This is a genomic window from Paenimyroides viscosum (genome assembly GCF_003858535.1).
Classification (GTDB): domain Bacteria; phylum Bacteroidota; class Bacteroidia; order Flavobacteriales; family Flavobacteriaceae; genus Flavobacterium; species Flavobacterium viscosum.
On the sequence record NZ_RQTJ01000004.1, the window covers coordinates 1 to 25,394 of the forward strand.

General features: G+C 32.6%; 26 protein-coding genes. 16 read left to right on the forward strand and 10 right to left on the reverse strand.

Features of this window, described 5'->3' with window-relative positions:
- The first annotated feature begins 277 nt into the window (after positions 1–277).
- From ccoS to EG242_RS02920, 7 genes are all read left to right on the forward strand, one after another.
- Positions 278–460 (forward strand): cbb3-type cytochrome oxidase assembly protein CcoS, encoded by a 183-nt coding sequence (ccoS, locus tag EG242_RS02890; RefSeq protein WP_124898418.1) that lies wholly within the window; start codon positions 278–280, stop codon positions 458–460.
- Positions 461–469: 9 nt separating this feature from the next.
- Entirely contained in the window at positions 470–2,653 is a 2,184-nt protein-coding gene (gene ccoN, locus EG242_RS02895; RefSeq protein ID WP_124898419.1) for a cytochrome-c oxidase, cbb3-type subunit I, read from the forward strand.
- Between the two features lie 6 nt (positions 2,654–2,659).
- Positions 2,660–2,863: a CcoQ/FixQ family Cbb3-type cytochrome c oxidase assembly chaperone gene (locus tag EG242_RS02900; RefSeq protein WP_124898420.1), complete on the forward strand. Its 204-nt coding sequence runs from the start codon at positions 2,660–2,662 to the stop codon at positions 2,861–2,863.
- Between the two features lie 2 nt (positions 2,864–2,865).
- Positions 2,866–3,807: a cbb3-type cytochrome c oxidase N-terminal domain-containing protein gene (locus EG242_RS02905; protein WP_124898421.1), complete on the forward strand. Its 942-nt coding sequence runs from the start codon at positions 2,866–2,868 to the stop codon at positions 3,805–3,807.
- Positions 3,808–3,910: 103 nt separating this feature from the next.
- The gene (gene ccoG / locus EG242_RS02910; RefSeq protein ID WP_124898422.1) at positions 3,911–5,326 is read left to right on the forward strand and encodes a cytochrome c oxidase accessory protein CcoG; all 1,416 of its coding nucleotides are present in this window, start codon (positions 3,911–3,913) and stop codon (positions 5,324–5,326) included.
- Between the two features lie 173 nt (positions 5,327–5,499).
- On the forward strand, positions 5,500–5,946 hold the full coding sequence (locus tag EG242_RS02915; RefSeq protein WP_124898423.1) for a FixH family protein: 447 nt from the start codon (positions 5,500–5,502) through the stop codon (positions 5,944–5,946).
- A complete protein-coding gene (locus EG242_RS02920) occupies positions 5,946–6,644 on the forward strand; it encodes a sulfite exporter TauE/SafE family protein (RefSeq protein WP_124898424.1) in 699 nt (232 codons plus the stop codon). Before EG242_RS02915 ends, EG242_RS02920 begins: the two co-directional genes overlap by 1 nt.
- Before the next feature lie 38 nt (positions 6,645–6,682).
- Here EG242_RS02920 and EG242_RS02925 read toward each other — a convergent pair whose 3' ends face one another.
- The 7 genes from EG242_RS02925 to rsfS all read right to left on the reverse strand — a co-directional run bounded on the left by EG242_RS02925 (position 6,683) and on the right by rsfS (position 12,203).
- On the reverse strand, positions 6,683–7,447 hold the full coding sequence (locus EG242_RS02925; protein WP_124898425.1) for a superoxide dismutase: 765 nt from the start codon (positions 7,445–7,447) through the stop codon (positions 6,683–6,685).
- Positions 7,448–7,452: 5 nt separating this feature from the next.
- The gene (locus tag EG242_RS02930; RefSeq protein WP_124898426.1) at positions 7,453–7,713 is read right to left on the reverse strand and encodes an acyl-CoA-binding protein; all 261 of its coding nucleotides are present in this window, start codon (positions 7,711–7,713) and stop codon (positions 7,453–7,455) included.
- Complete coding sequence (locus tag EG242_RS02935; protein WP_124898427.1) at positions 7,714–8,367, reverse strand: phosphatidylserine decarboxylase family protein; 654 nt, start codon at positions 8,365–8,367, stop codon at positions 7,714–7,716.
- Positions 8,367–9,161: a phosphatidate cytidylyltransferase gene (locus EG242_RS02940; RefSeq protein WP_124898428.1), complete on the reverse strand. Its 795-nt coding sequence runs from the start codon at positions 9,159–9,161 to the stop codon at positions 8,367–8,369. The genes EG242_RS02935 and EG242_RS02940 overlap by 1 nt, the downstream gene beginning before the upstream one ends.
- A 3-nt stretch (positions 9,162–9,164) precedes the next feature.
- On the reverse strand, positions 9,165–9,764 hold the full coding sequence (locus EG242_RS02945; protein WP_124898429.1) for an LUD domain-containing protein: 600 nt from the start codon (positions 9,762–9,764) through the stop codon (positions 9,165–9,167).
- 106 nt (positions 9,765–9,870) lie between these two features.
- Positions 9,871–11,814, reverse strand: a complete 1,944-nt coding sequence (ftsH, locus tag EG242_RS02950; RefSeq protein ID WP_124898430.1) for an ATP-dependent zinc metalloprotease FtsH — start codon at positions 11,812–11,814, stop codon at positions 9,871–9,873.
- Between the two features lie 8 nt (positions 11,815–11,822).
- Positions 11,823–12,203: a ribosome silencing factor gene (rsfS, locus tag EG242_RS02955; protein ID WP_124898431.1), complete on the reverse strand. Its 381-nt coding sequence runs from the start codon at positions 12,201–12,203 to the stop codon at positions 11,823–11,825.
- An 85-nt stretch (positions 12,204–12,288) separates the two neighbouring features.
- Between rsfS and EG242_RS02960 the strand changes: the two genes are divergently transcribed.
- Positions 12,289–13,017: a biotin--[acetyl-CoA-carboxylase] ligase gene (locus tag EG242_RS02960; RefSeq protein ID WP_124898432.1), complete on the forward strand. Its 729-nt coding sequence runs from the start codon at positions 12,289–12,291 to the stop codon at positions 13,015–13,017.
- On the opposite strand, the gene msrB is transcribed toward EG242_RS02960, so the two are convergent.
- Together msrB and EG242_RS02970 are read right to left on the reverse strand one after the other, a co-directional pair.
- Positions 13,014–13,520 (reverse strand): peptide-methionine (R)-S-oxide reductase MsrB, encoded by a 507-nt coding sequence (gene msrB / locus EG242_RS02965; protein ID WP_124898433.1) that lies wholly within the window; start codon positions 13,518–13,520, stop codon positions 13,014–13,016. The two genes, EG242_RS02960 and msrB, sit on opposite strands and share 4 nt — an antisense overlap.
- Entirely contained in the window at positions 13,477–14,331 is an 855-nt protein-coding gene (locus EG242_RS02970) for an alpha/beta hydrolase family protein (RefSeq protein WP_124898434.1), read from the reverse strand. The genes msrB and EG242_RS02970 overlap by 44 nt, the downstream gene beginning before the upstream one ends.
- 87 nt (positions 14,332–14,418) lie before the next feature.
- Between EG242_RS02970 and EG242_RS02975 the strand changes: the two genes are divergently transcribed.
- The 8 genes from EG242_RS02975 (at position 14,419) to EG242_RS03010 (ending at position 23,785) form a co-directional block, all read left to right on the forward strand.
- The gene (locus EG242_RS02975) at positions 14,419–15,225 is read left to right on the forward strand and encodes a M48 family metallopeptidase (RefSeq protein WP_124898435.1); all 807 of its coding nucleotides are present in this window, start codon (positions 14,419–14,421) and stop codon (positions 15,223–15,225) included.
- Between the two features lie 46 nt (positions 15,226–15,271).
- On the forward strand, positions 15,272–16,579 hold the full coding sequence (locus tag EG242_RS02980) for an MFS transporter (RefSeq protein ID WP_124898436.1): 1,308 nt from the start codon (positions 15,272–15,274) through the stop codon (positions 16,577–16,579).
- A gap of 84 nt (positions 16,580–16,663) precedes the next feature.
- Positions 16,664–17,278, forward strand: a complete 615-nt coding sequence (locus EG242_RS02985; RefSeq protein WP_124898437.1) for a hypothetical protein — start codon at positions 16,664–16,666, stop codon at positions 17,276–17,278.
- 150 nt (positions 17,279–17,428) lie between these two features.
- On the forward strand, positions 17,429–19,894 hold the full coding sequence (gene lon / locus EG242_RS02990) for an endopeptidase La (RefSeq protein WP_124898438.1): 2,466 nt from the start codon (positions 17,429–17,431) through the stop codon (positions 19,892–19,894).
- Between the two features lie 85 nt (positions 19,895–19,979).
- Complete coding sequence (locus EG242_RS02995) at positions 19,980–20,513, forward strand: STM3941 family protein (RefSeq protein WP_124898439.1); 534 nt, start codon at positions 19,980–19,982, stop codon at positions 20,511–20,513.
- Between the two features lie 111 nt (positions 20,514–20,624).
- Positions 20,625–21,632, forward strand: coding sequence for a type IX secretion system protein PorQ (gene porQ / locus EG242_RS03000; RefSeq protein ID WP_124898440.1), 1,008 nt, complete (start codon positions 20,625–20,627; stop codon positions 21,630–21,632).
- Between the two features lie 26 nt (positions 21,633–21,658).
- Positions 21,659–22,351, forward strand: coding sequence for a (d)CMP kinase (gene cmk, locus EG242_RS03005; protein ID WP_124898441.1), 693 nt, complete (start codon positions 21,659–21,661; stop codon positions 22,349–22,351).
- A gap of 60 nt (positions 22,352–22,411) precedes the next feature.
- Positions 22,412–23,785, forward strand: coding sequence for a nucleoside permease (locus tag EG242_RS03010; RefSeq protein WP_124898442.1), 1,374 nt, complete (start codon positions 22,412–22,414; stop codon positions 23,783–23,785).
- A 30-nt stretch (positions 23,786–23,815) separates the two neighbouring features.
- On the opposite strand, the gene EG242_RS03015 is transcribed toward EG242_RS03010, so the two are convergent.
- Positions 23,816–25,015 (reverse strand): DUF445 domain-containing protein, encoded by a 1,200-nt coding sequence (locus EG242_RS03015; protein ID WP_235831856.1) that lies wholly within the window; start codon positions 25,013–25,015, stop codon positions 23,816–23,818.
- Positions 25,016–25,394: the final 379 nt, after the last annotated feature.

Genomic DNA, 25,394 nt, shown 5'->3' on the forward strand with positions numbered 1-25,394 from the left:
ATTCGACAGAAATATTAACAACCTAAAAATTAATCTCGTTTAATAATGCACTATGGGTTAGTATAGGTTGAGAGTACTTATATAAAAAGGAGTTCAATATAATTTTGAGCTCCTTTTTATATTTTGTCTAAAAAATAGGTTTAAATACAATTCCTAAGGAATTAAACATACAATTAATGTATATTAAAAAACTTTGGTCAGTAATTAAATTTTCAAACTGACATTTATCATATTTTATTTAATCTGCCAATTATAGTTTTGTACAAAGATTTAAGGTATGGGCGTAATTTATATTTTAATATGCATTAGCATATTTGTAGCTGCCGTTTTTATGATACTCTTCATAAAATCTGTTAAAAGCGGACAGTTCGATGATCAGTATACTCCGTCTGTGAGGATGCTTTTCGATGATGAAATCAAAGAGAAAAAAGAAAGAAAAACAAAAAAACAATCAAATTAATTATTATTTATGGAAGTGCAACAATTTTATTACGACAACAAAATTGTTAAGAAGTTTCTGTATGCGGCAATTCTTTTTGGAGTTGTTGGTATGCTTGTAGGATTGCTTTTAGCAGTTATGTTTATATTTCCAAACATCACAGATAATATTCCGTGGTTAAGTTTTGGAAGGTTAAGACCTTTACACACCAATGCGGTAATTTTTGCTTTTGTAGGAAATACCATTTTTGCGGGGGTTTACTATTCGTTACAACGTTTACTTAAAACGCGAATGTATAGCGATTTTTTAAGTAATATTAATTTTTGGGGTTGGCAGTTAATTATTGTAGCAGCAGCAATTACTTTACCGTTAGGTTATACTTCATCTAAAGAATATGCCGAATTAGAGTGGCCTATAGACATTGCCATTGCAGTAGTATGGGTAGTTTTTGGTATAAATATGATTATGACCATATTAAACCGTAGAGAACGTCACTTGTATGTTGCTATTTGGTTTTATTTGGCAACGTTTGTTACGGTTGCAGTTCTGCATATTTTTAACAATATAGAATTGCCTGTAAATATGTGGAAATCGTATTCGGTTTACGCAGGGGTGCAAGATGCTTTAGTACAATGGTGGTATGGTCATAATGCGGTAGCATTTTTCTTAACAACACCGTTTTTGGGTCTTATGTATTACTTTTTACCCAAAATTGCAAACCGTCCTGTTTATTCTTATAGATTATCTATTATTCACTTCTGGTCGTTAATATTTTTATATATCTGGGCAGGACCACACCATTTATTGTACACATCATTACCAGAATGGGCTCAAAATTTAGGTGTAGTATTTTCTGTAATGCTTCTGGCACCATCTTGGGGTGGTATGATCAACGGTTTATTAACACTTCGTGGAGCTTGGGATAAAGTACGTACAGAACCTGTTTTAAAATTCTTTGTAGTAGCAATTACAGGTTATGGTATGGCTACGTTTGAAGGACCAATGTTATCATTTAAAAACGTAAATGCTATTGCGCATTATACAGACTGGATCGTAGCACACGTGCATGTTGGGGCTTTAGCTTGGAATGGATTTATGGCATTTGCTGTTATGTATTGGTTGTTGCCAAGAATTGCAAAAACAGAATTATATTCTAAAAAACTAGCAAATTTCCATTTTTGGATTGGAACTTTAGGAATCATTCTTTATACTATTCCTTTATATGTTGCAGGTTTCAGTCAGCACATGATGTGGAAACAATTTAATCCAGACGGAACTTTAAAATATGGTAACTTCTTAGAAACTGTAACAGCTATTATGCCAATGTATGCAATGCGTGCTATAGGCGGATCGTTATACTTAATTGGTATTTTGGTTCTTGTGTACAACATTTATAAAACAATGACGGCTGCACCACAGGTTGAAGATGAGTTGGCAGAAGCTCCAGAATTGGTTCGTATATCTCCAACTCGTGTAAAAGGAGAAAGATTTCATGCTTGGTTAGAACGTAAACCAATTCAATTAACCATTTTAGCAACCATAGCTATTTTAATTGGAGGAATTGTCCAAATTGTACCTACATTGGTGGTCGATTCTAATATTCAAACCATATCAAGCGTAAAACCTTACACACCATTAGAACTAGAAGGACGTGATTTATATATACGTGAAGGTTGTGTGGGTTGTCACTCACAAATGATTCGTCCGTTTAGAAGTGAAGTAGAACGTTACGGCGAATATTCAAAATCAGGCGAATATGTATACGATTATCCATTTTTATGGGGATCAAAACGAACAGGTCCAGATTTACACCGTTTAGGTGCAAAATATTCAGATAACTGGCATTTTAATCACATGTACGATCCGCAAAGTACCTCACCAGGTTCTATAATGCCGGGTTATAAATGGATGTTCGACAACAAAGAAATGAACATTGCCGATACCGAGAATAAAATGCGTGTATTACAAAAATTAGGAGTTCCTTATACCGATGAAGATATTGCCAATGCTAAAGCTACAATGAAACAACAAGCACAGCAAATAGAAGATAATTTAAAGAACGATCCTGATTTCGTAAAATCTTATGAAGCAAGTAAAAAGACAGCACAAGCAAATGGTGAAAAGTTTGTTCCAATGAGCGATCGTGAAATCACTGCTTTAATTGCATATTTACAACGTTTAGGAACCGATATTAAGGTAAAAGAAAATAAATAGAATGTTATGTTAAAATTTATTAAACACAATATGGAAACTATTTCAGGAATTGAAATATATCCAATAATAGCCTTACTAATATTCTTTTTATTTTTTACAGGATTAATTGTTTGGGTTTTTACTTACAAAAAAAGTGTAATAAACGAAATAAGTAGGTTGCCTTTACAAAATGATAACGAAAACGAAAATCAAACCAATACGAATTTATAGTTATGAAACGATTTTTTCCAGTATACGTCCGTGTTCCACTGATATTTTTCACCTGTTATGGTCTGTTAGAATATTTTATAGATTCTGGTGATAAACCTGCAATAATAGCTTACCCATCTGTAATGTTGCTTTTAGCATTAGTGTTATTAGTGATAATAGCGCTAGAAATTGTAGCAAGTGCATCAAATAACATCATTAATCAGCTAATGACGCCAGAAGAACGAGCTGAAAAGGAACGATTAGAAAATTTGCCTATATCGCAAATACCATTTGTAAAAAATCTTTTACAAAAGTTAACCAAAACTAAACCTATTACTAGTGAAAAAGAGATAGAGTTAGATCATGATTACGATGGAATTAAAGAATTAGACAACGATTTACCACCATGGTGGGTGTACCTTTTTTATGCGACTATTATTTTTAGTGTGATTTATCTTGGAAAGTATCATTTATTTGGTGGCGATAATCAATTCCAAGAATTAGAAAAAGAATTAGCAATTGCACAAAAAGATATCGAAGAATATAAAAAAACGGCTCCTGATTTACTTACTGCAGATAAAGTTATTCTATTGACTGATGCTGGCGATATTGCTGCCGGAAAAGCTATTTACGATGCTAATTGTGTGGCTTGCCACCGTGCCGATGGTGGTGGAGGTATTGGGCCAAATTTGGCAGATGAGTATTGGATATTAGGCGGCGATGTAAAAGAAATTTTTAATACTATTATGGAAGGTGGTCGCGATGGTAAAGGAATGGTTGCTTGGAAACAACAAATTAAACCAAGTGATATACAAAAAGTATCAAGTTATATTTTATCATTACAGGGCAAAAACCCTGCAGACGGTAAAGCACCCGAAGGTGATAAAGTTACAAACAATCCGGCTAGTACAACTGTTGCCACAGACAGCTTAGCAGTAAAACAAGCAAGTGCACCGGATGCATAATAATTTCCAACCAAATTTGGAGAGTTTTTAGTTTTATTTTTCTTCCACAGCTCTTCTATAAAAGGGCTGTGGTTATTTAAACTAAATTTAAAAGATCTTAGAAATGATTAATGAAGATAGCAATTTTAGAGACAGATTAGGTACTGTTGATAAAGAGGGTAAAAGAATTTGGGTGTATCCAAAAAAACCATCGGGTAAGTTTTACGATTTACGCAAAATTGTAAGTTATTTACTATTGGTAATTTTAATGGTTTCGCCTTTCATTAAAATAAACGGAAATCAACTTTTTTTATTTAATGTTTTAGAGCGTAAATTTTCAATTTTCAGCTTTACATTTTGGCCACAAGATTTTTACATAGTAGTTATTGCAATAATTATTTGTGTCGTATTTGTAGCACTATTTACTGTTGTTTTCGGAAGAATTTTTTGCGGATGGATCTGTCCGCAAACTATTTTTTTAGAAATGGTTTTTAGACGAATTGAATATTGGATAGAAGGTGATCGCGGAGCACAAATAAGGTTAAACAAGCAACAATGGAATGCCGAAAAAATAAGAAAAAAAGCATTAAAATGGTTTGTGTTTTTTATTATATCTTTTGTAATAGCAAATGTTTTTCTTGCCTACCTTATTGGTTCAGATCAAGTTTTGGCTATGGTAAAACATGGACCATTTGTAAATATATCAACCTTTATATCACTAATTGTTTTTACAGCAGTTTTTTATTTTGTATTTGCATGGTTTCGTGAACAGGTTTGTATTATTGCTTGCCCATACGGAAGGTTACAAGGTGTTTTACTTGATGAAAAGTCTATTGTTGTAGCTTACGATTATAAACGTGGTGAATCAGAAAAGGGTAGGGCAAAGTTTAAAAAGAATGAAAACAGAACAGAAAAGGGACTAGGCGATTGTATTGATTGTGCACAATGCGTACAAGTTTGTCCAACAGGGATTGATATTCGTAACGGCACACAGTTAGAATGTGTAAACTGTACCGCTTGTATTGATGCTTGCGATTTTATGATGGAATCTGTAAACCTGCCAAAAGGTTTAATTAGATACGCATCAGAAGTTGAAATTGACAAAAAAGAGAAGTTTGTATTCACTGCCAGAATGAAAGGTTACTCTGCCGTTTTATTAATATTAATGGGTATTTTAACCGGATTGCTTTTTTTACGAAGCGATGTTGAAGCCAAAGTATTGCGTTTACCAGGGCAGTTGTTTGAACATAAAGGAGAAAATATTAGCAATGTGTACACTTATAAAATTGTAAATAAAACAGCTCGTAATTTCGAGAATGTGACTATTAAACTTGTACATCCGGAAGGTAAGATTGATTTAGTTGGAAAAAAATCAATCATTATACCTAAAGAACAAATGATTCAGGGTACGTTATTTATAGAAATTCCGCAGGCTTTACTTAAAAGTGATAAAACCGAAGTTCAGCTAGAAATCTATAATAACAATGAATTAATAGATCATACCAAAACCAACTTTTTAGGACCGCGAAGTTTTAATTAGAATAGAAAATTTGAATACTAACATATATCAAAATTGAAATGAATGTTGTCAATCCAACGAAGCAGGAATCTTTTTCAGAATATATAGATTCTTCGATTCCATTAAGAATGACAATTTTTAATGATATATGTTAGTTCAATGATAAAAAAAAAGAAAAACTAAAACTTGAACAAATGAAATTTAATTGGGGAACAGGCATAGTTATAGGTATTGCAGCCTTTATGATATTTATACTGCAATATGTTATTCGTGTACAAATGTATGCACGTTATGATAATGAATTGGTAACAGAACAATATTACCAAAAAGAAGCTGAAATTAACGGCAACCGCTTAAAACAAGAAAATGCTGTTGATTTAGGAGAAAATTTATATGTAAAAACAACCGAAAAAGGTATCGAGGTTTTTTTTCCTGAACATTTTAATGCAACAGAAATTAATGGCAGAGTATCCCTTTACAGACCGTCTAACCAAGCCTTTGATCAGACAATTCCTTTAGAATTGACTTCCAATCATTTGCTTATACCTAAATCTCGCTTGGTAGACGGTCGTTGGGATATTACAATAGATTTTACATATAAAAACACAGCATACTTAAAACAACAAATTTTAGTTTTATAATGATAATTCCGTTACTGTTAGGTTTATTAGGTAGTTTGCATTGTGTTGCAATGTGCGGACCAATAGCTTTAGCATTACCAGTACATCAATTTAATACTACAAAAAAAACAGCTTCAATATTATTGTATCATTTAGGCAGAATAAGTGTTTATGTAGTATTAGGTGTTGTTTTTGGAACTGTAGGTAAAGGTTTGTTCATAGCCGGGTTTCAACAAAATGTTTCAATAATTTTAGGGATACTTTTAATACTTGGTGTGCTTTTTTTTAATGAAAAAAAAATGCAAAATTTGGTATTAAGCCCAAATTCTAAAGCATATATAAAATTTAAGAATACATTTGGTACTTATATTCGTAAAAAAACACCTGTATCATTTGTTATTATGGGTATGTTAAATGGTTTGTTGCCTTGTGCAATGATTTATATGGCACTATTTGGCGCTACTGCAACGCAAGGTAGTTTATACGGTGGCTTGTTTATGTTATGGTACGGTTTAGGAACTATTCCGTTACTTTCGCTTTTGGTTTTAATGGGAAATTGGGTTACAAACAACTTTAAAAATAAATTTAAAAAGGCTGTGCCGGTATTTTTAATATTCACAGGATGTTTATTGATTATACGAGGTTTAAATTTAGATATTCCGTATTTATCACCATCGAGTTTGCAACTATTTATTTCGGGAAATCCACAGTGTTTTTAATAAAAAAACGAGATTCGCAATGAATCTCGTTTTTGTTTTTATTTGATTAACGATAATCTATATTCCACTTTACTCCAGTCAACCAACTGCCAGAAGTTTTCAATATATTTAGGTCGTTCGTTTTTATATTTTAAGTAGTAAGCGTGTTCCCAAACATCAATATTCATTAAAGGATATCCTTTAACTTCTGCATTTGGCATTAACGGATTATCTTGATTGATTGATGTAGTGATTTTCAATGTACCATCGTTCTGATATACCAACCAAACCCAGCCCGAACCAAATACTCCTTTTGCGGCATCGGTAAACTGAGTTTTAAATTGATCGAAACTTCCAAAATCTTTATTAATTAATTCGGCAACTTTACCTGTTGGACGTCCGCCTGCTTTTGGTCCTATAATTTCCCAAAAAATATTGTGATTATAGTAACCACCTGCATTATTTCTCAACGCACTATTTTTAAGATCCATCCCTTTTAAGATTTCCTCAATAGACATTGTTTCTAAAGGTGTTCCTTTAACAGCATCGTTTAATTTATTGCAGTATCCTAAATGATGCTTACCATAATGTGTTTCAACGGTTTGTCCGTCCATATAAGGATCTAAATCGTTGTAACCGTAATTTAAACCTTTCATTTGAAAAGCACCTTGATTAGCTACTACCGATTTTGGATCTCCTTTTGCTGGGATAGAATCTGTAGCTGTAGCACTTGGTACTTGTACCTCTGTCATTTCTTCTTTATTTTTACAACTAAATAATAATAAAGAAGTAATTGTTGTTAGTAATAAAATGTTTCTTTTCATACAATTTATAGCTTTAATGATTTTACAAGGTCAATATACAAAATTTTAGCTTCTTCTTGTGTTAAATGTGTTACTTGTTTCCAAGCATTAAATTTAAAACCTCTAATAAGATCTACCTCTTTATATACAAAATCATGAGAATAATTTAACGTTGCTTGTTTATAATAGGCATATAAGCGCAAGCGTATATCTGGCGGTAATTTAATAATTGTTTCAGATGCTTTTTCAAAAGCTTCTTTAAATAATTGATCGGTATTTTGTGACATTTATTTATTGGCGATTACCGTTTTGTTTCCGCGTGCTTTTTGATTTAAAACTACGTTTACATTTGTTCCCAAAGGAAGATACAAGTCCACACGTGAACCAAATTTTATAAATCCTGCGTCTTCACCCTGATTAACTCTGTGACCAACTTTTGCATAATTTACAATTCTTTTTGCCAATGCACCGGCAATTTGGCGGTACATAACTTCTCCGTATACAGGATTATCTATAACAATGGTGGTACGTTCGTTTTCTTCACTTGCCTTAGGATGCCATGCTACTAAATATTTACCTGGGTGGTATTTGCTATAAGTAACCATTCCGTTTAAAGCATATCTGGTAACGTGTACGTTTATAGGCGACATAAAAATAGATACCATTAAACGTCTGTCTTTAAAATATTCTGGTTCGTAAACTTCTTCTATTACAACTACTTTACCATCTACAGGAGCCAATATCAAATGATCGGCAATATCGTCTAATGTTCTTTTTGGATTTCTAAAAAACTGAAGTACAATTACCAAAAACAATAAAGTAACTATTTGTACAACTTTTACCAACCAAGGAATAGAAATTAAATATTCAACCCCCAATATAATAGAAACTGCAATTAAAAGTGAGAATAAAATAATTTTAGCGCCTTCTTTATGAAACATTAGATAATAATTTTATAAATTAAAAATAAAAATGGTGCAGCAAATAAAATGCTGTCTAACCGGTCTAAAATACCGCCGTGCCCAGGCATAATTGCTCCACTGTCTTTTACACCAGCTTGTCTTTTGTATTTAGATTCTACCAAATCGCCTATGGTACCAATTACACTTATTGTTAAGGCAAGAAGCATCCAAAATGGCAAAGTTGCTTGAATTCCGGTGTATTTAAATAAAATAAATGCTGCAACTTGGGTAAACACTACACCGCCTATAAAACCTTCAATTGTTTTTTTTGGCGATATTTTTTCGTAAAGCTTGTGTTTACCTAAAAGTTTGCCACAAATATAAGCAAAAGTGTCGTTACACCATATCATTATAAAGATACTTAATAATAACAAGGGTGTATATTGTTGGTTATAATAGGGTAGTTGTGTAATAATTAGAATAGGAAGTACTACATAGCCAACTAAATGCAGATATTTTATAAAATTTGTTGGCTGTGTAAAACTTTTATTTTTAAAAAGATCAAAAATTAAATAGATAGAAAACGGTAAACCTATTAAGTAGAAAATGTTTTCCGGAGTATTATCAAGCAAAAAGAACGAAACCGAAATAGCTAATGAAATTAAGTAACCAGCTATTTGGTTTATTTTATATAGTTTACAAAATTCGTAAACTGCTACCATAAAAATAAGTACAAAAAGAATAAGAAAAGTATCTTTTGAAAATAAAATTGCACCAACTAATAGTGCAATATAAACAATTCCCGAAAGGGTACGTTTTGTAACTTCATTCATACTTTAAAAATCTTCTAGTAACAATAGGTAAAAGTTTTTTGCTTGTATTCCATATTGCAAAAAATCATCATTTTTACTTTCTTTAAAATGCTGCATGGTTGTAATGTTTGTTGGGATTTCATTAGCGTAACGTATTTTTATATTACGTAAACCATCGCTTTTAGAACGTGTAATCTGGCTTGCTTTTGCAACTACTATAATGTTTTTAGGTAACTCGTTTGGTTTGTAATGATATAGTTGTTTAGACGAGAACAGGATCGATCCGTCTTGTGCAATTAAACTTTCGCAACTTGTTAGTAAAAATATAGGGTTTATAGGGTTTTTATAATTTAGTTTATTGTCTGATAAAAAATGTTGAAGTCCTTTTTCAAAGGTTAAAGCTTCAATTTCAAACCAATCATTTTCTTGTAAAATACTTATAAAGTTATCTTCAAGCTCTTCATCATTTTCACAATATAAAAACTTGCCGCCATTTATCTTAAAGTTGTAAGTAAACTGTTCGTCTACAGGAGTTTCTTTTTCAGGCAGATACTTGCTTTCCTCATCGTTATTATTTTGACGAGGAGAAGTAAAACTACTTAAAATTTTTTTAAATATATTCATTGGCAATTTAAAAAGTACACTTTGGTATTATCTTCAAAGATAAAAAAAAACTTGGTTTAACTAAAGGCTAAACCAAGTTTTTGTATTGTAAGCTAAAGTGCTTATTTTAAATAACTTCAGACTCGTTTTCGGTAGTAACATCGATAATCTCTTTGTTGTCGAAGGTACGTTTTCCAAAAATATCTTCTAAATCTTCTCTAAAAATTACTTCCTTTTCACAAAGTAAGTCCGCAAGCTGAATTAATTTATCTTTATTTTCTGTCAATAATGTAATTGCTCTTTGATATTGCCCTTCAATTAATCCTGAAATTTCTTTGTCGATCAATTTTGCAGTTTCTTCTGAATAAGGTTTAGAAAAATTATATTCGCTTTGCCCGGATGAATCATAGTATGTAATATTTCCTAATGAATCATTTAAACCGTAGATGGTAACCATTGCACGTGCTTGTTTGTTTACTTTTTCAAGATCACTTAAAGCACCTGTTGAAATTTTATCGAAGATTACTTTTTCTGCAGCTCTACCGCCCATGGTTGCACACATTTCGTCTAACATTTGTTCTGTTCGCACAATTTGGCGCTCTTCTGGTAGATACCATGCAGCACCTAAACTCATACCACGTGGAACAATAGTAACTTTAACCAATGGCGCAGCGTGTTCTGTTAACCAAGAAACGGTTGCATGACCAGCTTCGTGTATAGCAATAGCATATTTTTCTTCTGGGGTAATAATTTTGTTTTTCTTTTCTAATCCACCAACAATACGGTCAACAGCGTCTAAAAAGTCTTGCTTGTCTACTTCTGTTTTACCTTTACGTGCAGCGGTTAAAGCTGCTTCGTTACAAACGTTTGCAATATCTGCACCAGAGAAACCTGGTGTTTGTTTTGATAAAAAGTCAACATCAAGGTTGTCTACTTTTTTAATGTTTTTTAGGTGAACAATAAATATTTCTTTACGTTCATTAACGTCTGGTAAATCAACATAAATTTGTCTGTCAAAACGTCCGGCACGCATTAAAGCTTTATCTAAAATTTCAGCTCGGTTTGTTGCAGCTAAAACAATTACGTTGGTGTTTGTACCAAAGCCATCCATTTCGGTAAGTAATTGGTTCAGTGTGTTTTCACGTTCGTCATTAGATCCTGAAAAGTTCGATTTTCCTCTGGCTCTACCAATAGCATCAATTTCATCGATAAAAATAATGGCAGGCGATTTTTCTTTAGCTTGTTTAAATAAATCACGTACACGAGATGCACCTACACCTACAAACATTTCAACAAAATCAGATCCTGATAAAGAGAAAAAAGGTACTTGTGCTTCACCAGCAACTGCCTTGGCAAGTAATGTTTTTCCTGTTCCTGGAGGTCCAACTAATAAGGCACCTTTAGGAATTTTACCTCCGATAGATGTATATTTTTCTGGATTTTTTAAGAACTCTACAATTTCTTGAATTTCTTCTTTTGCGCCAACTAATCCGGCAACATCGTTAAAGGTTACGCGAATGTCGTTCTTTTCATCAAACAAACGAGCTTTAGATTTTCCTATAGAAAATATTTGTCCGCCACCGCCACCGCCGGCACCGCCACTCATTCTGCGCATCATGAAGAACCAGAAAGCAATAATTAAAATAATAGGTAGTAAGGATAAAAGTATCGATCCAAAATTACTTTCTTTCTCGGTTGTAAATTCTTTTAATTTTCCTTCGCTAGTAGCTTGTACTAATTTTTCTTCGAATAAATCTTTATTAGCAATTTCTACGACATAATCAGGTCCAGTAGACATAGAGCTTAATAAAGTCGGCTTGTTTTCTTTTTTGTGTTCTGCGGTTTTTTTAACAGCTTCGTTTAAATATACTTGTGCAGATGAGTTGTTAAAAACAACTTTTTCTACCTGACTTTTATCTAGATATTCATAAAATTTAGATAAGCCAATTGTTTTACCATCGCCAAAACCACCACCGCCTGTGGTTAGTGAAATAGCAAAAAGTATAAATATAATGCCGCCATAAAGCATCCAAGGATTGTACTTTGGCTTATTGTTTACGGGATTTTTCATAAAATTTGTTACTGGATTGATTGGTTAGAAGTTACTTGGGTAATTTTAGCATCGCCCCAAAGATCTTCAATATTATAGTATTCACGGGTTTCTTTTTGAAAAACATGAACTACCACATTTATATAGTCCATTAAAACCCAATTTGCTTGTTCAGAGCCTTCTACGTGCCAAGGTTTATCTTTTATTTCTTTTGATACGGTACGTTGTACAGATCCTGAAATAGCGTTAACTTGTGTGTTAGAATTTCCGTCGCATATTACAAAATAATCACAAGCGGTATTTTCTATGTCTCTTAAATCTAAAATGGTAATATTTTCTCCTTTTACGTTTTCTATTCCTTCAATGATAAGGGCTAATAAAGCCTCATTATTCTTTTTGTTTTCGTTCATGTATGTATTTTGTACTTAATTTATTGCAAATTTATTAAATTGTATTGTCTTATAAAGTAATTTTGTTCTAAAGATAGTATTTATAATGTATTTAATCAAACTCAGTGCCACATCTTCCACTAACGATTTCTTAAAGAAACTGTCAGCCACATCGGTTTTAGAGAACTTTACTGTTGTTTGGGCAAACGTACAGTTGCAAGGTAAAGGACAAATGGGTAGTGTTTGGGTTACAGAAGATGCTAAAAACCTAACGTTTAGTATCTATTTAAAAGAAAATAATACTTCGATTGATAATTTATTTAACCTGAATGTATTGGTTGCCAACGCTGTTTTAAAGGCTTTGTTTTCTTTAAATTTAACGAATATTTATGTAAAATGGCCAAACGACATTTTGTCATACAACAAGAAGATTGCAGGCATTTTAATTGAAAATAACATTCATGCTAATGGCAGTATAAGTTCGGTAATTGGTATTGGAATTAATTGTAAACAGACAAATTTTGAAGGATTTCCGCAAGCATCGTCTATTTTAAAGCAGTATGATATCATTCCAAATAAAGAAGAATTGCTAACTGCGATTGTTGATAATATAAAAAAGAGTTTAATTGATTTAGATGATCAATCTGATGATGAATGGAATTACTATCACAACTACTTATTTAAAAAAGATGTTGTAAGTACTTTTGAAAATAAAGACGGAACGTTATTCAACGGTATTATAAAACAAGTAAATCGCCATGGTCAGCTGGTTTTACAGCTAGAAAATGACGATTTAAAATGTTATAACTTAAAAGATATTAAGTTGATGTATTAATCTGCAGGAATAAATTTCATGGAAACAGAATTCATACAATAACGTGTTCCTGTGGTGTCTTTGGGACCATCATCGAAAACATGCCCTAAATGCCCTTTGCATTTTGCACAAGTAACTTCGGTACGAATCATTCCGTGCGTGGTATCTTTTGTGTAAACTACCGACCCTTCTATAGCTTTATCAAATGAAGGCCACCCGCATGAAGAATCATACTTTGCATCAGAATTAAATAGTTTGTTTCCGCAAGCAGCACAAACGTAAGATCCTTTTTCAAAAAAATCATTGTATTTGCCACTAAAAGGTCTTTCTGTACCTTTTTCGCGTAAAATATAATATTCTTCGGGTGTTAGTTTTTCTTTCCAATCTTTTTCTGTCATAGCTTTTGTTGTTTGGGTTTGTGCGTTGGCGTTGTGTTCTTTACAGCTTATAAATTGTATACATAAAAATATCCAAAATATTTTAACTGGTAACGAACTGTATAATTTTTTCGATAACTTTTTCATCTCCTAAAATTTTTCTGTGACCTAAACCGGTAGTTATTAATAATTCGTTGTTTTGCAGGTTTGCTGAAATTGCTTCTGCAGCAGTAAAAGGCACGTCTTTGTCATTTTTGTCATGAATAATTAAAACGGGAACATACACTTTTAAGGCTTTTTCGGCAACATCGTAATTATTCATTTTATCATTATACTTTCTTTCGAACAAATTAATTAGTACAGGTGTAATTTTTTTGCTCATACTAATAGTATTTAAAAAATCTTCGGTAATGGCTTTTGTAGTGTTTCCACTTCCTATAATTACTGCTTTATCGGTTTGCAAACCTCGACCTAAAGAGTTTATAACACTCATTCCGCCTAATGAATGACCAATCATAACATCGAAACCATTGTGTTTTTTATCTAATTCAAAAATAGCTTCAATAAAATCCTTCATGTTCGATGCTGATTTTGGACTGTTTCCATGCCCAGGAGCATCAAAACTAATAATGGTATAATTTAATTCTTTAAAAGCCTTTGCTATTGATACCAATTGTGTACCGCGACCATTCCAACCATGAACAAGTAATACTTTTTTAGAACCGAACTTATTTTCATAAACCATTATTTCTTTACCACATTTAGGTAATAATATTTTTGATTTATGAGAAACCTCGAACATTTTTTGTTCTCTTTTAGGAGTTTTATATTTAATAGGGGTTTCAAATAATTTTAATGCAAATGCAGCCGCTAAATTTTTATTAAGCGCTTGTAAAACTTTCGATGTATTTTTGATATAACGTGGAACTTCTAAAACTTTTGCTTGTTTTTGTGCCATATTTTATATTTTTGTACACAAAGTTAAAAGGTATTCTTGGGAATATTTTATAATTTTAGAAAAATTTAAAGATTAAATTATATAGCTATGAAAAGATTATTAGTACTATGCAGCGTAGCAGCTTTAATGCTGGCGTGTGCTACCAATCCATTAACAGGAAAAAAGGGATTGGCGTTAACAAATGAAAATGAACAGTTAATACCTATGGCGTATCAACAATATACTACCTTTTTAAAGGAGAATAAAGTTATTACAGGTACTGCCGATGCTACAAAAGTACAGAATGTTGGTGCAAAAATTAAAGATGCCGCAGTAAAATGGATGGCATCTAAAGGAGCACAAAACCAAATAGCTTCTTATAAGTGGGAGTACAATTTAGTTCAAGGTAAAGAAATTAACGCTTGGTGTATGCCTGGCGGGAAAATTGCTGTATTTACAGGAATTATGCCTGTAACTAAAGACGAAGCTGGTTTAGCAACAGTAATGGGGCACGAGGTTGCACATGCATTATTAAGTCATAGCCGCAAACGTATGGATAAAGCCTTAATTCAAGCAGGTGTAGCACAAGGTTTAGGTGCAGCGACATCTGGTAGTTCGGCAGCAGTACAGCAAGGATTAGGATTGTTGTACGGAACCGGATCAAACTTGGCAATGTTAGCTTATGGTAGAGGTGATGAATCTGAAGCAGACCGTTTAGGATTAATGTTAATGGCAATTGCAGGTTACAATCCTGATAATGCTATTGGTTTTTGGCAACGTATGTCATCGCAAGGCGGTAGTAAAACACCCGAATTGTTAAGTACGCACCCAAGTGATAAAACACGTATTGCCGATATTCAAAGATTAATTCCCGAAGCAAAAGCTGAAGCTACCAAATTTGGTAAAAAATATTAAATACATTTAAAAGGCAGTAATTAAACTGCCTTTTTACTTCTTCTTTATGAAAACACATATTAAAGGCGACAAAAAAGTTCTTAACGCTTGGGCTTTTTACGATTGGGCAAACTCTGTATATGCTTTAGTAATATCATCTTCTATATTTCCATTGTTTTATGGAGCATTATTTAGGTTAGAAGATAAAGAATCTGCTTCGTTTTTTGGTATCGAAACTCCAAGTGAATCAATTATAAGTTACGTAACTGCCATTGGTTTTTTAATAATAGCTTTTATTTCTCCGCTTTTATCAGGTGTTGCAGATTATTTAGGTAACAAAAATTTTTTCTTGAAATTGTTTTGCTTCGTAGGATCTATTTCATGTATGATGCTTTACTTTTTCGATTTAAACAACCTATATTTAAGTCTGTTCTTTTATATGATGGCGTTAATTGGTTTTTGGGGAAGTTTGGTTTTTTACAATTCTTATTTGCCCGATATTGCTTACCCTGAACAACAAGATGCTGTTTCTGCAAAAGGGTATTCGTTAGGATACATTGGTTCGGTAATTTTACTTATAATCAATTTGGCAATGGTTATGAAAAGTGAACTTTTCGGGTTTGATGGACCTATGCAAGCAATGAAATTCTCTTTTGTTTTGGTTGGAATTTGGTGGTTAGGCTTCAGTCAGATATCATACAGATTGTTGCCTAATTTCAGAAATTCAAAGAAAATAAGTACACAAGCTTTCTTTTCGGGTTTCACAGAATTAAAACGAATTTTTAATGAATTAAAGCAATACCCCGTTTTAAAAGGATATTTAAGTGCCTTTTTTGTTTACAGCATGGCAGTACAAACTGTTATGATTATTGCTGCTTATTTTGGTGAGAAGGAAGTTCAATGGGAAGATAACGATCAAAGACAAATGGGGTTAATAGTAAGTATCCTTCTAATTCAATTGATTGCAGTGGTTGGAGCGATTCTTACATCAAAATTATCAAAACGTATCGGTAATATTTATGCATTAATTGTTATAAATACCGCGTGGATTTTTATCTGTATATGTGCTTATTTCGTTGTAAAGCCAATAGAATTTTACATAGTTGCAGCAATGGTTGGTTTAGTAATGGGCGGAATACAGTCACTTTCACGATCTACCTATTCAAAATTACTGCCCGAAACAACAGATACAACTTCGTTTTTTAGTTTTTATGACGTTACCGAAAAAATAGGAATCGTAATTGGAATGTTAATTTACGGAGTAATAGCTCAAATTACAGGAAAAATGCAAAATGCAATTTTATTTTTGGTTGTGTTCTTTGCAATAGGTATTATTTTATTGATAAAAACAGCAAAAAAACAAGCAGTTAGTTAAAATAAATAATATTTTTACAAATACTTTCGTATGTAAAAAAAATAATTTTATATTTGGATAAATTTAACATTCTTACTAAATCTTATGAAAAAATTAAAATATATTTTGGCATCTGTAGTTTTGGCAACTGGTTTTGCTTCATGTGAAACAGAATCTATAGATGAAAAAGTAAAGGATGATAGTTTAACAGGAACCCCAATTCTTAGTTTTGATTTAAATTCTAAAGAAACGGTTGTAACTGATAAAGTAGAAGTTGGTTTTACAGGTAATGGGGTATCTATTTATGCGCGTTTATCTTTAGTAAATCAAGATGACACCTCAAATCCTGAAATTCGTTATAAAGCAGCTAATTTAGAAATTAATTTTAGCTCTTTAGCAGTTGCTAATTTCCCTACTGTTTTAAGTATTGATAATCCAAGCAACCTTACCAGTATGGCTTCTTTACAAGTTCAAGAATACACACCTGCTGAAGAAGAAGGTAAATTTGATAAAGTATGGGTTAGTTATTCAACCTCTTTTGCAGCAGAAAATCAAAATGCTGGTTACGGAAACATTACACATGTTAACGGAACTGCAGAATACATGAATGGTAATTTTGATTATATTCTTTTTCCACAAGAACCAACAGAGGAAACACAAGATATAGACTTACAACCACAACGTATAACTAAAGGAAACTTTAATTACTTACATTACTAAAATAGAAAAAATATAAAACCTTACCAACGTAAGGTTTTTTTATTGGCATAAATATTGAAACATTAAGTACTTAGTTAGAAATACATACGAACTTAATGTTTTAAAATGTTATTTATCTTTTATAATGACATTTTGACTTATAAAATATTTATGTCACACGAAAAAATTATATCATTAGACAATTTGTCACTTCAAGATTTAGATTCAAACGCAGAATTTATTCCGTTGTTTTCGCAGGAAGACGAAGAGGCAATGAACAAAGAAGAAATCCCTACAGAACTTAGCATATTACCTTTACGCAACATGGTTTTGTTCCCGGGTGTTGTAATTCCTATTACGGCAGGTCGCGACAAATCTATTAAATTAATTAACGAAGCTTTAGAAGGAAATAAAACAATCGGAGTTGTTGCCCAACTTAACGAAGAAGTTGAAATTCCTGGTGGAAATGATGTTTACAGATTTGGTACTGTTGCTAAAATTTTAAAGACTTTAAAATTACCCGATGGTAACATTACCGTAATCTTACAAGGTAAAAAGCGTTTCGCAATTGATGAAATTATTCAGGAAGAACCTTATTTAAAAGCAAAAGTTGTTGAAGCAGAAGATGCAAAACCAAATACAGACGATTTAGAGTTCAAAACCATCATTGAAACCATTAAAGAAACGGCGCAGGAAATTGTTCGTGAAAACCCGAATATTCCTTCAGAAGCTGCTTTTGCGCTTAAAAACATCGAAAGTGATTCGTTTTTGGTAAACTTTGTTTCATCAAACTTAAATCTTGATGTAGAAGATAAGCAAGCGCTTTTAGAAAAAAATGATCTAAAGGAACGTGCGCTGGAAACGCTGCGCAGAATGAATACCGAACTTCAGAAACTGAATTTAAAGAACGATATTCAAACTAAAGTCCGTATCGATTTAGATCAGCAGCAAAAAGAATATTTCCTACATCAGCAAATAAAAACCATTCAGGAAGAATTGGGCGGCGTTTCGCATGAGCAGGAATTCGAAGAAATGCGCACAAAAGCGAAATCTAAAAAGTGGGATACTAAAATTAAGGAGCATTTTGATAAGGAATTAAGCAAAATGCAGCGTATGAATCCACAGGTTGCAGAGTTTTCGATCCAAAGAAATTACCTGGAACTTTTATTGGAATTACCTTGGAACGAATATACAAAAGATAAATTCGATCTTAAAAACGCCAAAAAGATTTTAGATAAAGATCATTACGGGTTAGAAGATGTTAAACGTCGTGTAATTGAACACATGGCTGTTTTAAAACTTCGAAACGATATGAAATCGCCCATTTTATGTTTGTATGGTCCGCCGGGTGTCGGTAAAACATCTATCGGAAAATCGGTTGCAAAAGCATTGGGTCGTGAGTATGTTCGTATTTCGTTAGGTGGTTTACGTGACGAAGCCGAAATTCGCGGACACCGTAAAACCTATATCGGAGCTATGCCTGGGCGTATCATTCAATCGATAAAAAAGGCAAAAACATCAAATCCGGTGTTTGTTTTAGATGAAATCGATAAACTTTCAAGCAGTAATCAGGGTGATCCGTCAAGTGCAATGTTAGAAGTGTTGGATCCGGAACAAAACAAAGAATTCTATGATAATTTCGTAGAATTGGGCTTTGATCTTTCAAAAGTAATGTTCATTGCCACATCAAACAGCTTAAATACCATTCAGCCTGCGTTGTTGGATCGTATGGAAGTTATTGAAATGAACGGTTATACTATTGAAGAAAAAACCGAGATTTTAAGACAACATTTGCTTCCAAAACAATTGAAGGAACACGGTTTAGATGCAAAAATAATCAGTATTTCTAAAAAGGTTATGGAGTTTATCGTTACCAAATATACGCGTGAATCGGGTGTGCGCAGGTTAGATAAAGAAGTTGCAACGATTGTTCGAAATATTGCAAAATCGATTGTTTTAGAGGAAGAGTACAACGAAAAAATGACCGAAGAAGATATCGTGAAAATTTTAGGCGCACCTAAATACGATTACGATAAATACGAAACAAACGATGTTGCTGGTGTGGTTACAGGCTTGGCTTGGACACGCGTTGGTGGTGATATTTTGTTTATAGAGTCGATACTTTCGGAAGGAAAAGGAACGCTTACAATGACCGGAAATCTGGGTAATGTAATGAAAGAATCGGCAACGATTGCATTGGAATACATTAAATCGAACAGTAATTTGTTTGGAATTGATGCTAAAGTGTTTGAAAAATACAAAATTCACGTTCACGTACCAGAAGGTGCAACACCAAAAGATGGACCTTCTGCAGGTATTGCTATGCTAACATCAATGGTTTCGAGTTTTACCCAGCGAAAAATCAAGAAAAATGTTGCAATGACCGGTGAAATTACCTTACGTGGAAAAGTACTTCCGGTTGGCGGTATTAAAGAGAAAATATTGGCTGCAAAACGTGCAAATATTAAAGAAATAATTCTTTGTAAAGAAAATAAACGCGATATCGATCAGATAAAACCGGAATATTTAGCAGGATTAACGTTTCATTACGTAGATAAAATGACCGAAGTTATTGATTTAGCATTGACAAATCAAAAGGTTAAAAATGCAAAAGAGCTTACTGTTAAAGAAGCTTAATTGAAATATAAATTGATTACAAAAGCCAATACAGAAATGTATTGGCTTTTTTTGTTATATTAGTAGTTGTTGATATCAGTAATAAATGGAAAAAGATTTTATAATTTATGAAGTGAATAAAAGTAATATTTTAAAAATGTGTCTTTTAATGTTTCTATTTGGGATTGTTGGGACGCTGTTTCTTTTTTTTCCAACTTTTTTCGTTTCTAGTATTTATAGAAATATCTTAATTATAAAACTAATAGGCATTTTGGGCGTTATTACATCTGTCATTTTTTTAATAGGGCATATTACATTATTTGGTAGTAGTTATGGATTTAAAATACTTAAAGAAGGAATAATTAATAAAAGCAATTTGACTAATTGTGGAATAATTTATTTTAAAGATATCATTAAGATTCAAACTAAAAATCTGAAAAAGAATAACTTTATTTTAATCTTTGTAAAGAATGAACATGAATATTTAAAGAGAGTGAAAAATCCGTTATTAAAAATCAATCTAATGATGTATAAACGCTCATACAATACTCCTTTTATAATCGAAATCAAAAATCTCAATTGCACAATTCAACAATTAGAACAAGATCTAAAAAAAGCACGTATAAAAATACAAAATTAATATCATAAATATTTTTCAAAATAAAATGAAGAATGTTAAACGAAAACATACCATTTTTTTTATTCTGTCGTTATAAAGTTATATATTCGTTTTCATGTAATTCAACTAAACATGCGTAAACTATTAACTTTAGTTTCTTTAATAACATTAACAACCGCAACCGCGCAGGTAGGCGATAAAAACGCTTATCAGTTTTTACAAATGCCAACATCGCCCAAACAAGCGGCGTTAGGCGGTAGCAACGTAACCATAACGAACGAAGTAAATCAGGTACTATATAATCCGGCATCGTTAAGCGACGAAATGAACAACATGCTGGTAGTAAATTTTGGTAGATATTACGGCGATACAAGTTTGGGATCGGCAGCTTATGCACACAAATTTAAAAACGGACGTAACTTTCATGTGGGCGTAACTTTTTTAAATTACGGATCTATGGATGGTTACGATGAAAACGGTATCACAACTGGATCGTTCTCAGGTAACGATATCGCGGTTTCAGTTGGTTACGCGCATCCTTTTCAAGATACCAATTTTTCTGTCGGAGCGAACATTAAAGCTATTTCATCAACTTTAGAAAGTTATAATTCGTTTGCTGTTGCAGCAGATATCGGTGGTTTGTACAATGATCCCGAAACAGGTTGGGCTGTAGGTTTAACTGCTAAAAACTTGGGTGGACAATTGTCTAGCTACGAAGATACGCGCGAAAGTTTACCGTTCGAAGTTGTTTTAGGTTTCAGTAAATTATTAGAAAATGTACCAATTCGTTGGCATTTAACGTTAGATAATCTGCAGAAATGGGATATTTCGTTTTCAAACCCAAACCGTTCGCAAGTCGATTTAGAAAATAACGTAACCGAAGAAAAAGTTGGTTTTGGTAACAATCTTATGCGACATGTAGTGGTTGGTATCGAACTGTTTCCCGAAAAAAACTTCAACATTCGTTTAGGATACAACTTTAAAAACGGCGAAGAAATGAAATTGGTAGAACAACGCAGTTTTGCAGGTTTTACAGCAGGTTTTGGCTTACAAGTGAAACGTTTTAGAATAGAATACGCATACAACCGCTTTACATTGGCAGGAAACACCAATTTGTTTGGCTTATCGGTTAAACTGTAATATTTTTGCAGATAAAATAAATTGTTTTGAAAAAAATAACCATAGCTATTGATGGTCATTCATCAACCGGAAAAAGCACGCTGGCAAAACAGCTGGCAAAAGCCTTAAATTATATTTATATCGATACCGGTGCTATGTACCGTGCCGTAACCTTGTTTGCCATGCAGCAAGGTTTTATTTCTTCTGATTCTTTTGATGCCGACCAATTGGTCGCTAATTTAAATCATGTTTTTTTATCGTTTAAGTTTAATGAAGGTTTGGGTTTTGCCGAAATTTATCTGAACGATGAAAATGTAGAAGATAAAATCAGATCGATCGAAGTATCGAATTTTGTAAGTAAAATTGCCGAAGTTTCTGCAATTAGAACAAAATTGGTTCAACAGCAAAAAAAATACGGCATTGATAAAGGTGTTGTAATGGATGGTCGTGATATTGGAACCGTTGTTTTTCCTGATGCTGAATTAAAAATCTTTATGACAGCTTCGGCAGAAATTAGAGCAGAACGCAGATTTTTAGAAATGCAGGAAAAATCGACTGATATTACTTTTGATGAGGTGCTGAAAAATGTAGAAGAGCGCGACAAAATCGATTCTACCCGAGAAGATTCTCCTTTAATTGTTGCAGAAAATGCTGTAATGATTGATAATTCAAACCTGAGCAAAGACCAACAATTTAATATGATTTTAGATTTGGCACATAAAGCCATAAATGTTGTTTAGGTTTTTTCTTACCGTTAAAAATTAATACTTTTACACACTTTTTTATTCAAAACGATACAAATGGGCATAAAATCGAAATTAATAGCTATGAATTTCCTGCAGTTTTTTGTTTGGGGAGCTTGGTTAATAACAATTGGTAATTATTGGTTTGGCGATAAACAGTGGGATGGAACCCAATTCGGAGCCGTTTTTGGAACCATGGGTATTGCATCTATTTTTGTGCCTACACTTACCGGAATTATTGCCGATCGTTGGATAAATGCTGAACGTTTGTACGGTTTGCTTCATATTTTATACGGATTGGTACTGTTTTATCTGCCACAGGTAGATAATCCATCTTCGTTTTTTTATGTGATGCTTTTGGCAATGTGCTTTTACATGCCTACAATTGCGCTGAATAATTCTATATCATACACCATTTTAAAAAATAAAGGGTTCGATGTTATTAAAGATTTTCCACCAGTGCGTGTTTGGGGAACAGTAGGTTTTATTGCGGCAATGTGGTTGGTAAATCTATCGGGAAACAAAGCAACAGAAGGACAGTTTTACATTGCAGGTGTATCTGCAGTTTTGTTAGGATTGTATGCTTTTACATTACCTAAATGTCCACCACAGCGATTAATCGATAAAAATGCGCCGTTAACAGAACAGTTGGGGTTAAATGCCTTTAAATTGTTCGGTAATTATAAAATGGCATTGTTCTTTATATTCTCAATGTTTTTGGGTGGTGCGTTACAGTTAACCAATGCCTATGGGGATGTTTTTATAGATGAATTCAAACATTTTCCGCAGTATGCAGATTCTTTTGTAGTGAAATATTCTACCATAATCATGTCGGTTTCTCAAATATCTGAAACGTTGTTTATTTTGGCAATTCCGTTTTTCTTGAAACGATATGGAATTAAAAAAGTAATGATTATATCAATGCTAGCTTGGGTTTTACGATTTGCTTTGTTTGCTTACGGAGACCCTGCAACGGGTTTATGGATGATACTTTTCTCGTGTATTGTTTACGGAATGGCGTTTGATTTCTTTAATATTTCTGGATCATTGTTTGTTGAAACCAATACAAATGCTAAAATTCGTTCATCGGCTCAAGGATTATTTATGATGATGACCAACGGTTTTGGAGCAGTTATAGGAAGTAATGTTGCCGGCTGGGCGATTGACAAATACTTTACAAAATCGTTTACATCGGCTACAGATTTAGCTGCAGAATTGAATACAACAGCTGATAACCCAACATTTCTAACTATTTTAAAAGATTCTTTTAGAGTAAATATTAATGAAAGCGGAGTGTTAAGCAACGAAGTTTTATTGAAAGATTGGCAAGGAATCTGGCTAACATTTGCGACTTATTCTTTTGTGGTGGCTGTTTTGTTTGCATTGTTTTTTAAACACAAACACAACCCGAATGAAATTCAAAATATATAAAAAAAACGGAAACTCTAAGTTTCCGTTTTTTTATAAAAATAAATGAGTCAATGTGTAAATAAGCAAACCTACAAGTCCTCCAACCAACGTTCCGTTTATGCGAATGTATTGTAAATCTTTACCAACTTCCAATTCCATTTTCTCGCTTAATTCGGTACCATCCCATTTTTGAACCGTATTTGTAATGATTTTCCCAACCTCGTTACTGTTTTTCAATACCATTTTGTAGACGTATTGTCGGGCATATTTGTCGATATTTTCCTGCATAGTTTTATCTTCTCTAAAACTTACAATCATTTGCTGGATATTTTGTTTGATATACTGATTAAAAGTCGCATTACGATCGCTCAACTTCTTTAACATATCTTCTTTCAGTCGCAACCAGATATCTTTCGTGTACTCATACAATTTTTCTTTTGTGATGAATTCTTCTTTAATCTGATCGAATTTCTCTTGCCAATCGTCTTTTTCGTTCAAATCTTCCACCACCTGATACAATTTTAAAGTAACGGCTTTTCTAATATCATGATTTGGATTTTTTTCAATTTCTTCTAAAAATGTTGTAATGCCCGAAATCAACTGATTTGTAACAGATTTTCCGCCGATTAAACCCAATATTGGTTGTTTCTCTACAACTTTCTTGTAAATCAATTCTCGGTTATTCTCAACATAATGTTGTGCCTGCGGTAGAATAATGTTCAGTAAACGATCATGTTCATTCTGTTCTAAAAGATAGAGTAGGGAAGTAGCTGCTAATTTTTCTAATCGAATTTCGCTTGTAAGTTCAAAACCTTTAATTGCTAAAAATTCGGCAATAGATTCATCATCCAAATTACTAATGATACGCTGAATAATCTTACTGCATTCGTTGTAAATAAGCTGTTGGTTTTTGTCTTTAGAAAGCCAGTCGTTCAAATATTCACTGATTGATAGTTTATCGATATACGGACGAATAGTATCGGGAGTTAGGAAATTCGTGGTGACAAAGTTTCCTAAATTTTCGCCTAACGAATCTTTATTGTTTGTAATAAGGTTTGTGTGCGGAATTTTTATACCCAAAGGATATTTAAATAAAGCGGTTACTGCAAACCAATCTGCCAATGCACCCACCATTCCAGCTTCTGAAAACGCTCGTACATATTCCATCCATTTTTGCGGATTGTTTTTTAAAAGATACATCATTACAACATAGACAACAGCCATAAGTATAAACAAGCCTGTTGCTAACATTTTATGTTTTTTTAGTTGACTTTTTTTTAGGTGATCATTCATGATATATGTTTTAATGAAGCTACGATTTTTTGGCTGAATTTTCAAATTTAATTTTTTGTAAATTCTTGGATTTACGTTTCGTGACATTGTTTAATTCTTGATAAGAATTATTTAATTATAAATAAAAAACATTTAATTTAATTGATTTTTATTCTTTAATAAATATAATATTGATGTTTTTTTTGTAAACAATTATTTTTTATTAAGTTTAATTTTAGGTTTAAATAATGTTGTTGTAAATATTGATAATCAATTTATTATATTTTAATATAGATTTTGTTTATATGTTAATTTCTGATTTATTTTAGAATTTAAAAATTTACTTATTTAAAATAAA

Excerpts from the sequence above, each read along its gene's own strand:
- ccoS (WP_124898418.1), top strand. The coding sequence starts at position 278 with ATGGGCGTAATTTATATTTTAATATGCATTAGCATATTTGTAGCTGCC.
- ccoN (WP_124898419.1), top strand. The coding sequence starts at position 470 with ATGGAAGTGCAACAATTTTATTACGACAACAAAATTGTTAAGAAGTTT.
- EG242_RS02900 (WP_124898420.1), top strand. The coding sequence starts at position 2,660 with ATGTTAAAATTTATTAAACACAATATGGAAACTATTTCAGGAATTGAA.
- EG242_RS02905 (WP_124898421.1), top strand. The coding sequence starts at position 2,866 with ATGAAACGATTTTTTCCAGTATACGTCCGTGTTCCACTGATATTTTTC.
- ccoG (WP_124898422.1), top strand. The coding sequence starts at position 3,911 with ATGATTAATGAAGATAGCAATTTTAGAGACAGATTAGGTACTGTTGAT.
- EG242_RS02915 (WP_124898423.1), top strand. The coding sequence starts at position 5,500 with ATGAAATTTAATTGGGGAACAGGCATAGTTATAGGTATTGCAGCCTTT.
- EG242_RS02920 (WP_124898424.1), top strand. The coding sequence starts at position 5,946 with ATGATAATTCCGTTACTGTTAGGTTTATTAGGTAGTTTGCATTGTGTT.
- EG242_RS02925 (WP_124898425.1), bottom strand. The coding sequence starts at position 7,447 with ATGAAAAGAAACATTTTATTACTAACAACAATTACTTCTTTATTATTA.
- EG242_RS02930 (WP_124898426.1), bottom strand. The coding sequence starts at position 7,713 with ATGTCACAAAATACCGATCAATTATTTAAAGAAGCTTTTGAAAAAGCA.
- EG242_RS02935 (WP_124898427.1), bottom strand. The coding sequence starts at position 8,367 with ATGTTTCATAAAGAAGGCGCTAAAATTATTTTATTCTCACTTTTAATT.
- EG242_RS02940 (WP_124898428.1), bottom strand. The coding sequence starts at position 9,161 with ATGAATGAAGTTACAAAACGTACCCTTTCGGGAATTGTTTATATTGCA.
- EG242_RS02945 (WP_124898429.1), bottom strand. The coding sequence starts at position 9,764 with ATGAATATATTTAAAAAAATTTTAAGTAGTTTTACTTCTCCTCGTCAA.
- ftsH (WP_124898430.1), bottom strand. The coding sequence starts at position 11,814 with ATGAAAAATCCCGTAAACAATAAGCCAAAGTACAATCCTTGGATGCTT.
- rsfS (WP_124898431.1), bottom strand. The coding sequence starts at position 12,203 with ATGAACGAAAACAAAAAGAATAATGAGGCTTTATTAGCCCTTATCATT.
- EG242_RS02960 (WP_124898432.1), top strand. The coding sequence starts at position 12,289 with ATGTATTTAATCAAACTCAGTGCCACATCTTCCACTAACGATTTCTTA.
- msrB (WP_124898433.1), bottom strand. The coding sequence starts at position 13,520 with ATGAAAAAGTTATCGAAAAAATTATACAGTTCGTTACCAGTTAAAATA.
- EG242_RS02970 (WP_124898434.1), bottom strand. The coding sequence starts at position 14,331 with ATGGCACAAAAACAAGCAAAAGTTTTAGAAGTTCCACGTTATATCAAA.
- EG242_RS02975 (WP_124898435.1), top strand. The coding sequence starts at position 14,419 with ATGAAAAGATTATTAGTACTATGCAGCGTAGCAGCTTTAATGCTGGCG.
- EG242_RS02980 (WP_124898436.1), top strand. The coding sequence starts at position 15,272 with ATGAAAACACATATTAAAGGCGACAAAAAAGTTCTTAACGCTTGGGCT.
- EG242_RS02985 (WP_124898437.1), top strand. The coding sequence starts at position 16,664 with ATGAAAAAATTAAAATATATTTTGGCATCTGTAGTTTTGGCAACTGGT.
- lon (WP_124898438.1), top strand. The coding sequence starts at position 17,429 with ATGTCACACGAAAAAATTATATCATTAGACAATTTGTCACTTCAAGAT.
- EG242_RS02995 (WP_124898439.1), top strand. The coding sequence starts at position 19,980 with ATGGAAAAAGATTTTATAATTTATGAAGTGAATAAAAGTAATATTTTA.
- porQ (WP_124898440.1), top strand. The coding sequence starts at position 20,625 with ATGCGTAAACTATTAACTTTAGTTTCTTTAATAACATTAACAACCGCA.
- EG242_RS03010 (WP_124898442.1), top strand. The coding sequence starts at position 22,412 with ATGGGCATAAAATCGAAATTAATAGCTATGAATTTCCTGCAGTTTTTT.
- EG242_RS03015 (WP_235831856.1), bottom strand. The coding sequence starts at position 25,015 with ATGTTAGCAACAGGCTTGTTTATACTTATGGCTGTTGTCTATGTTGTA.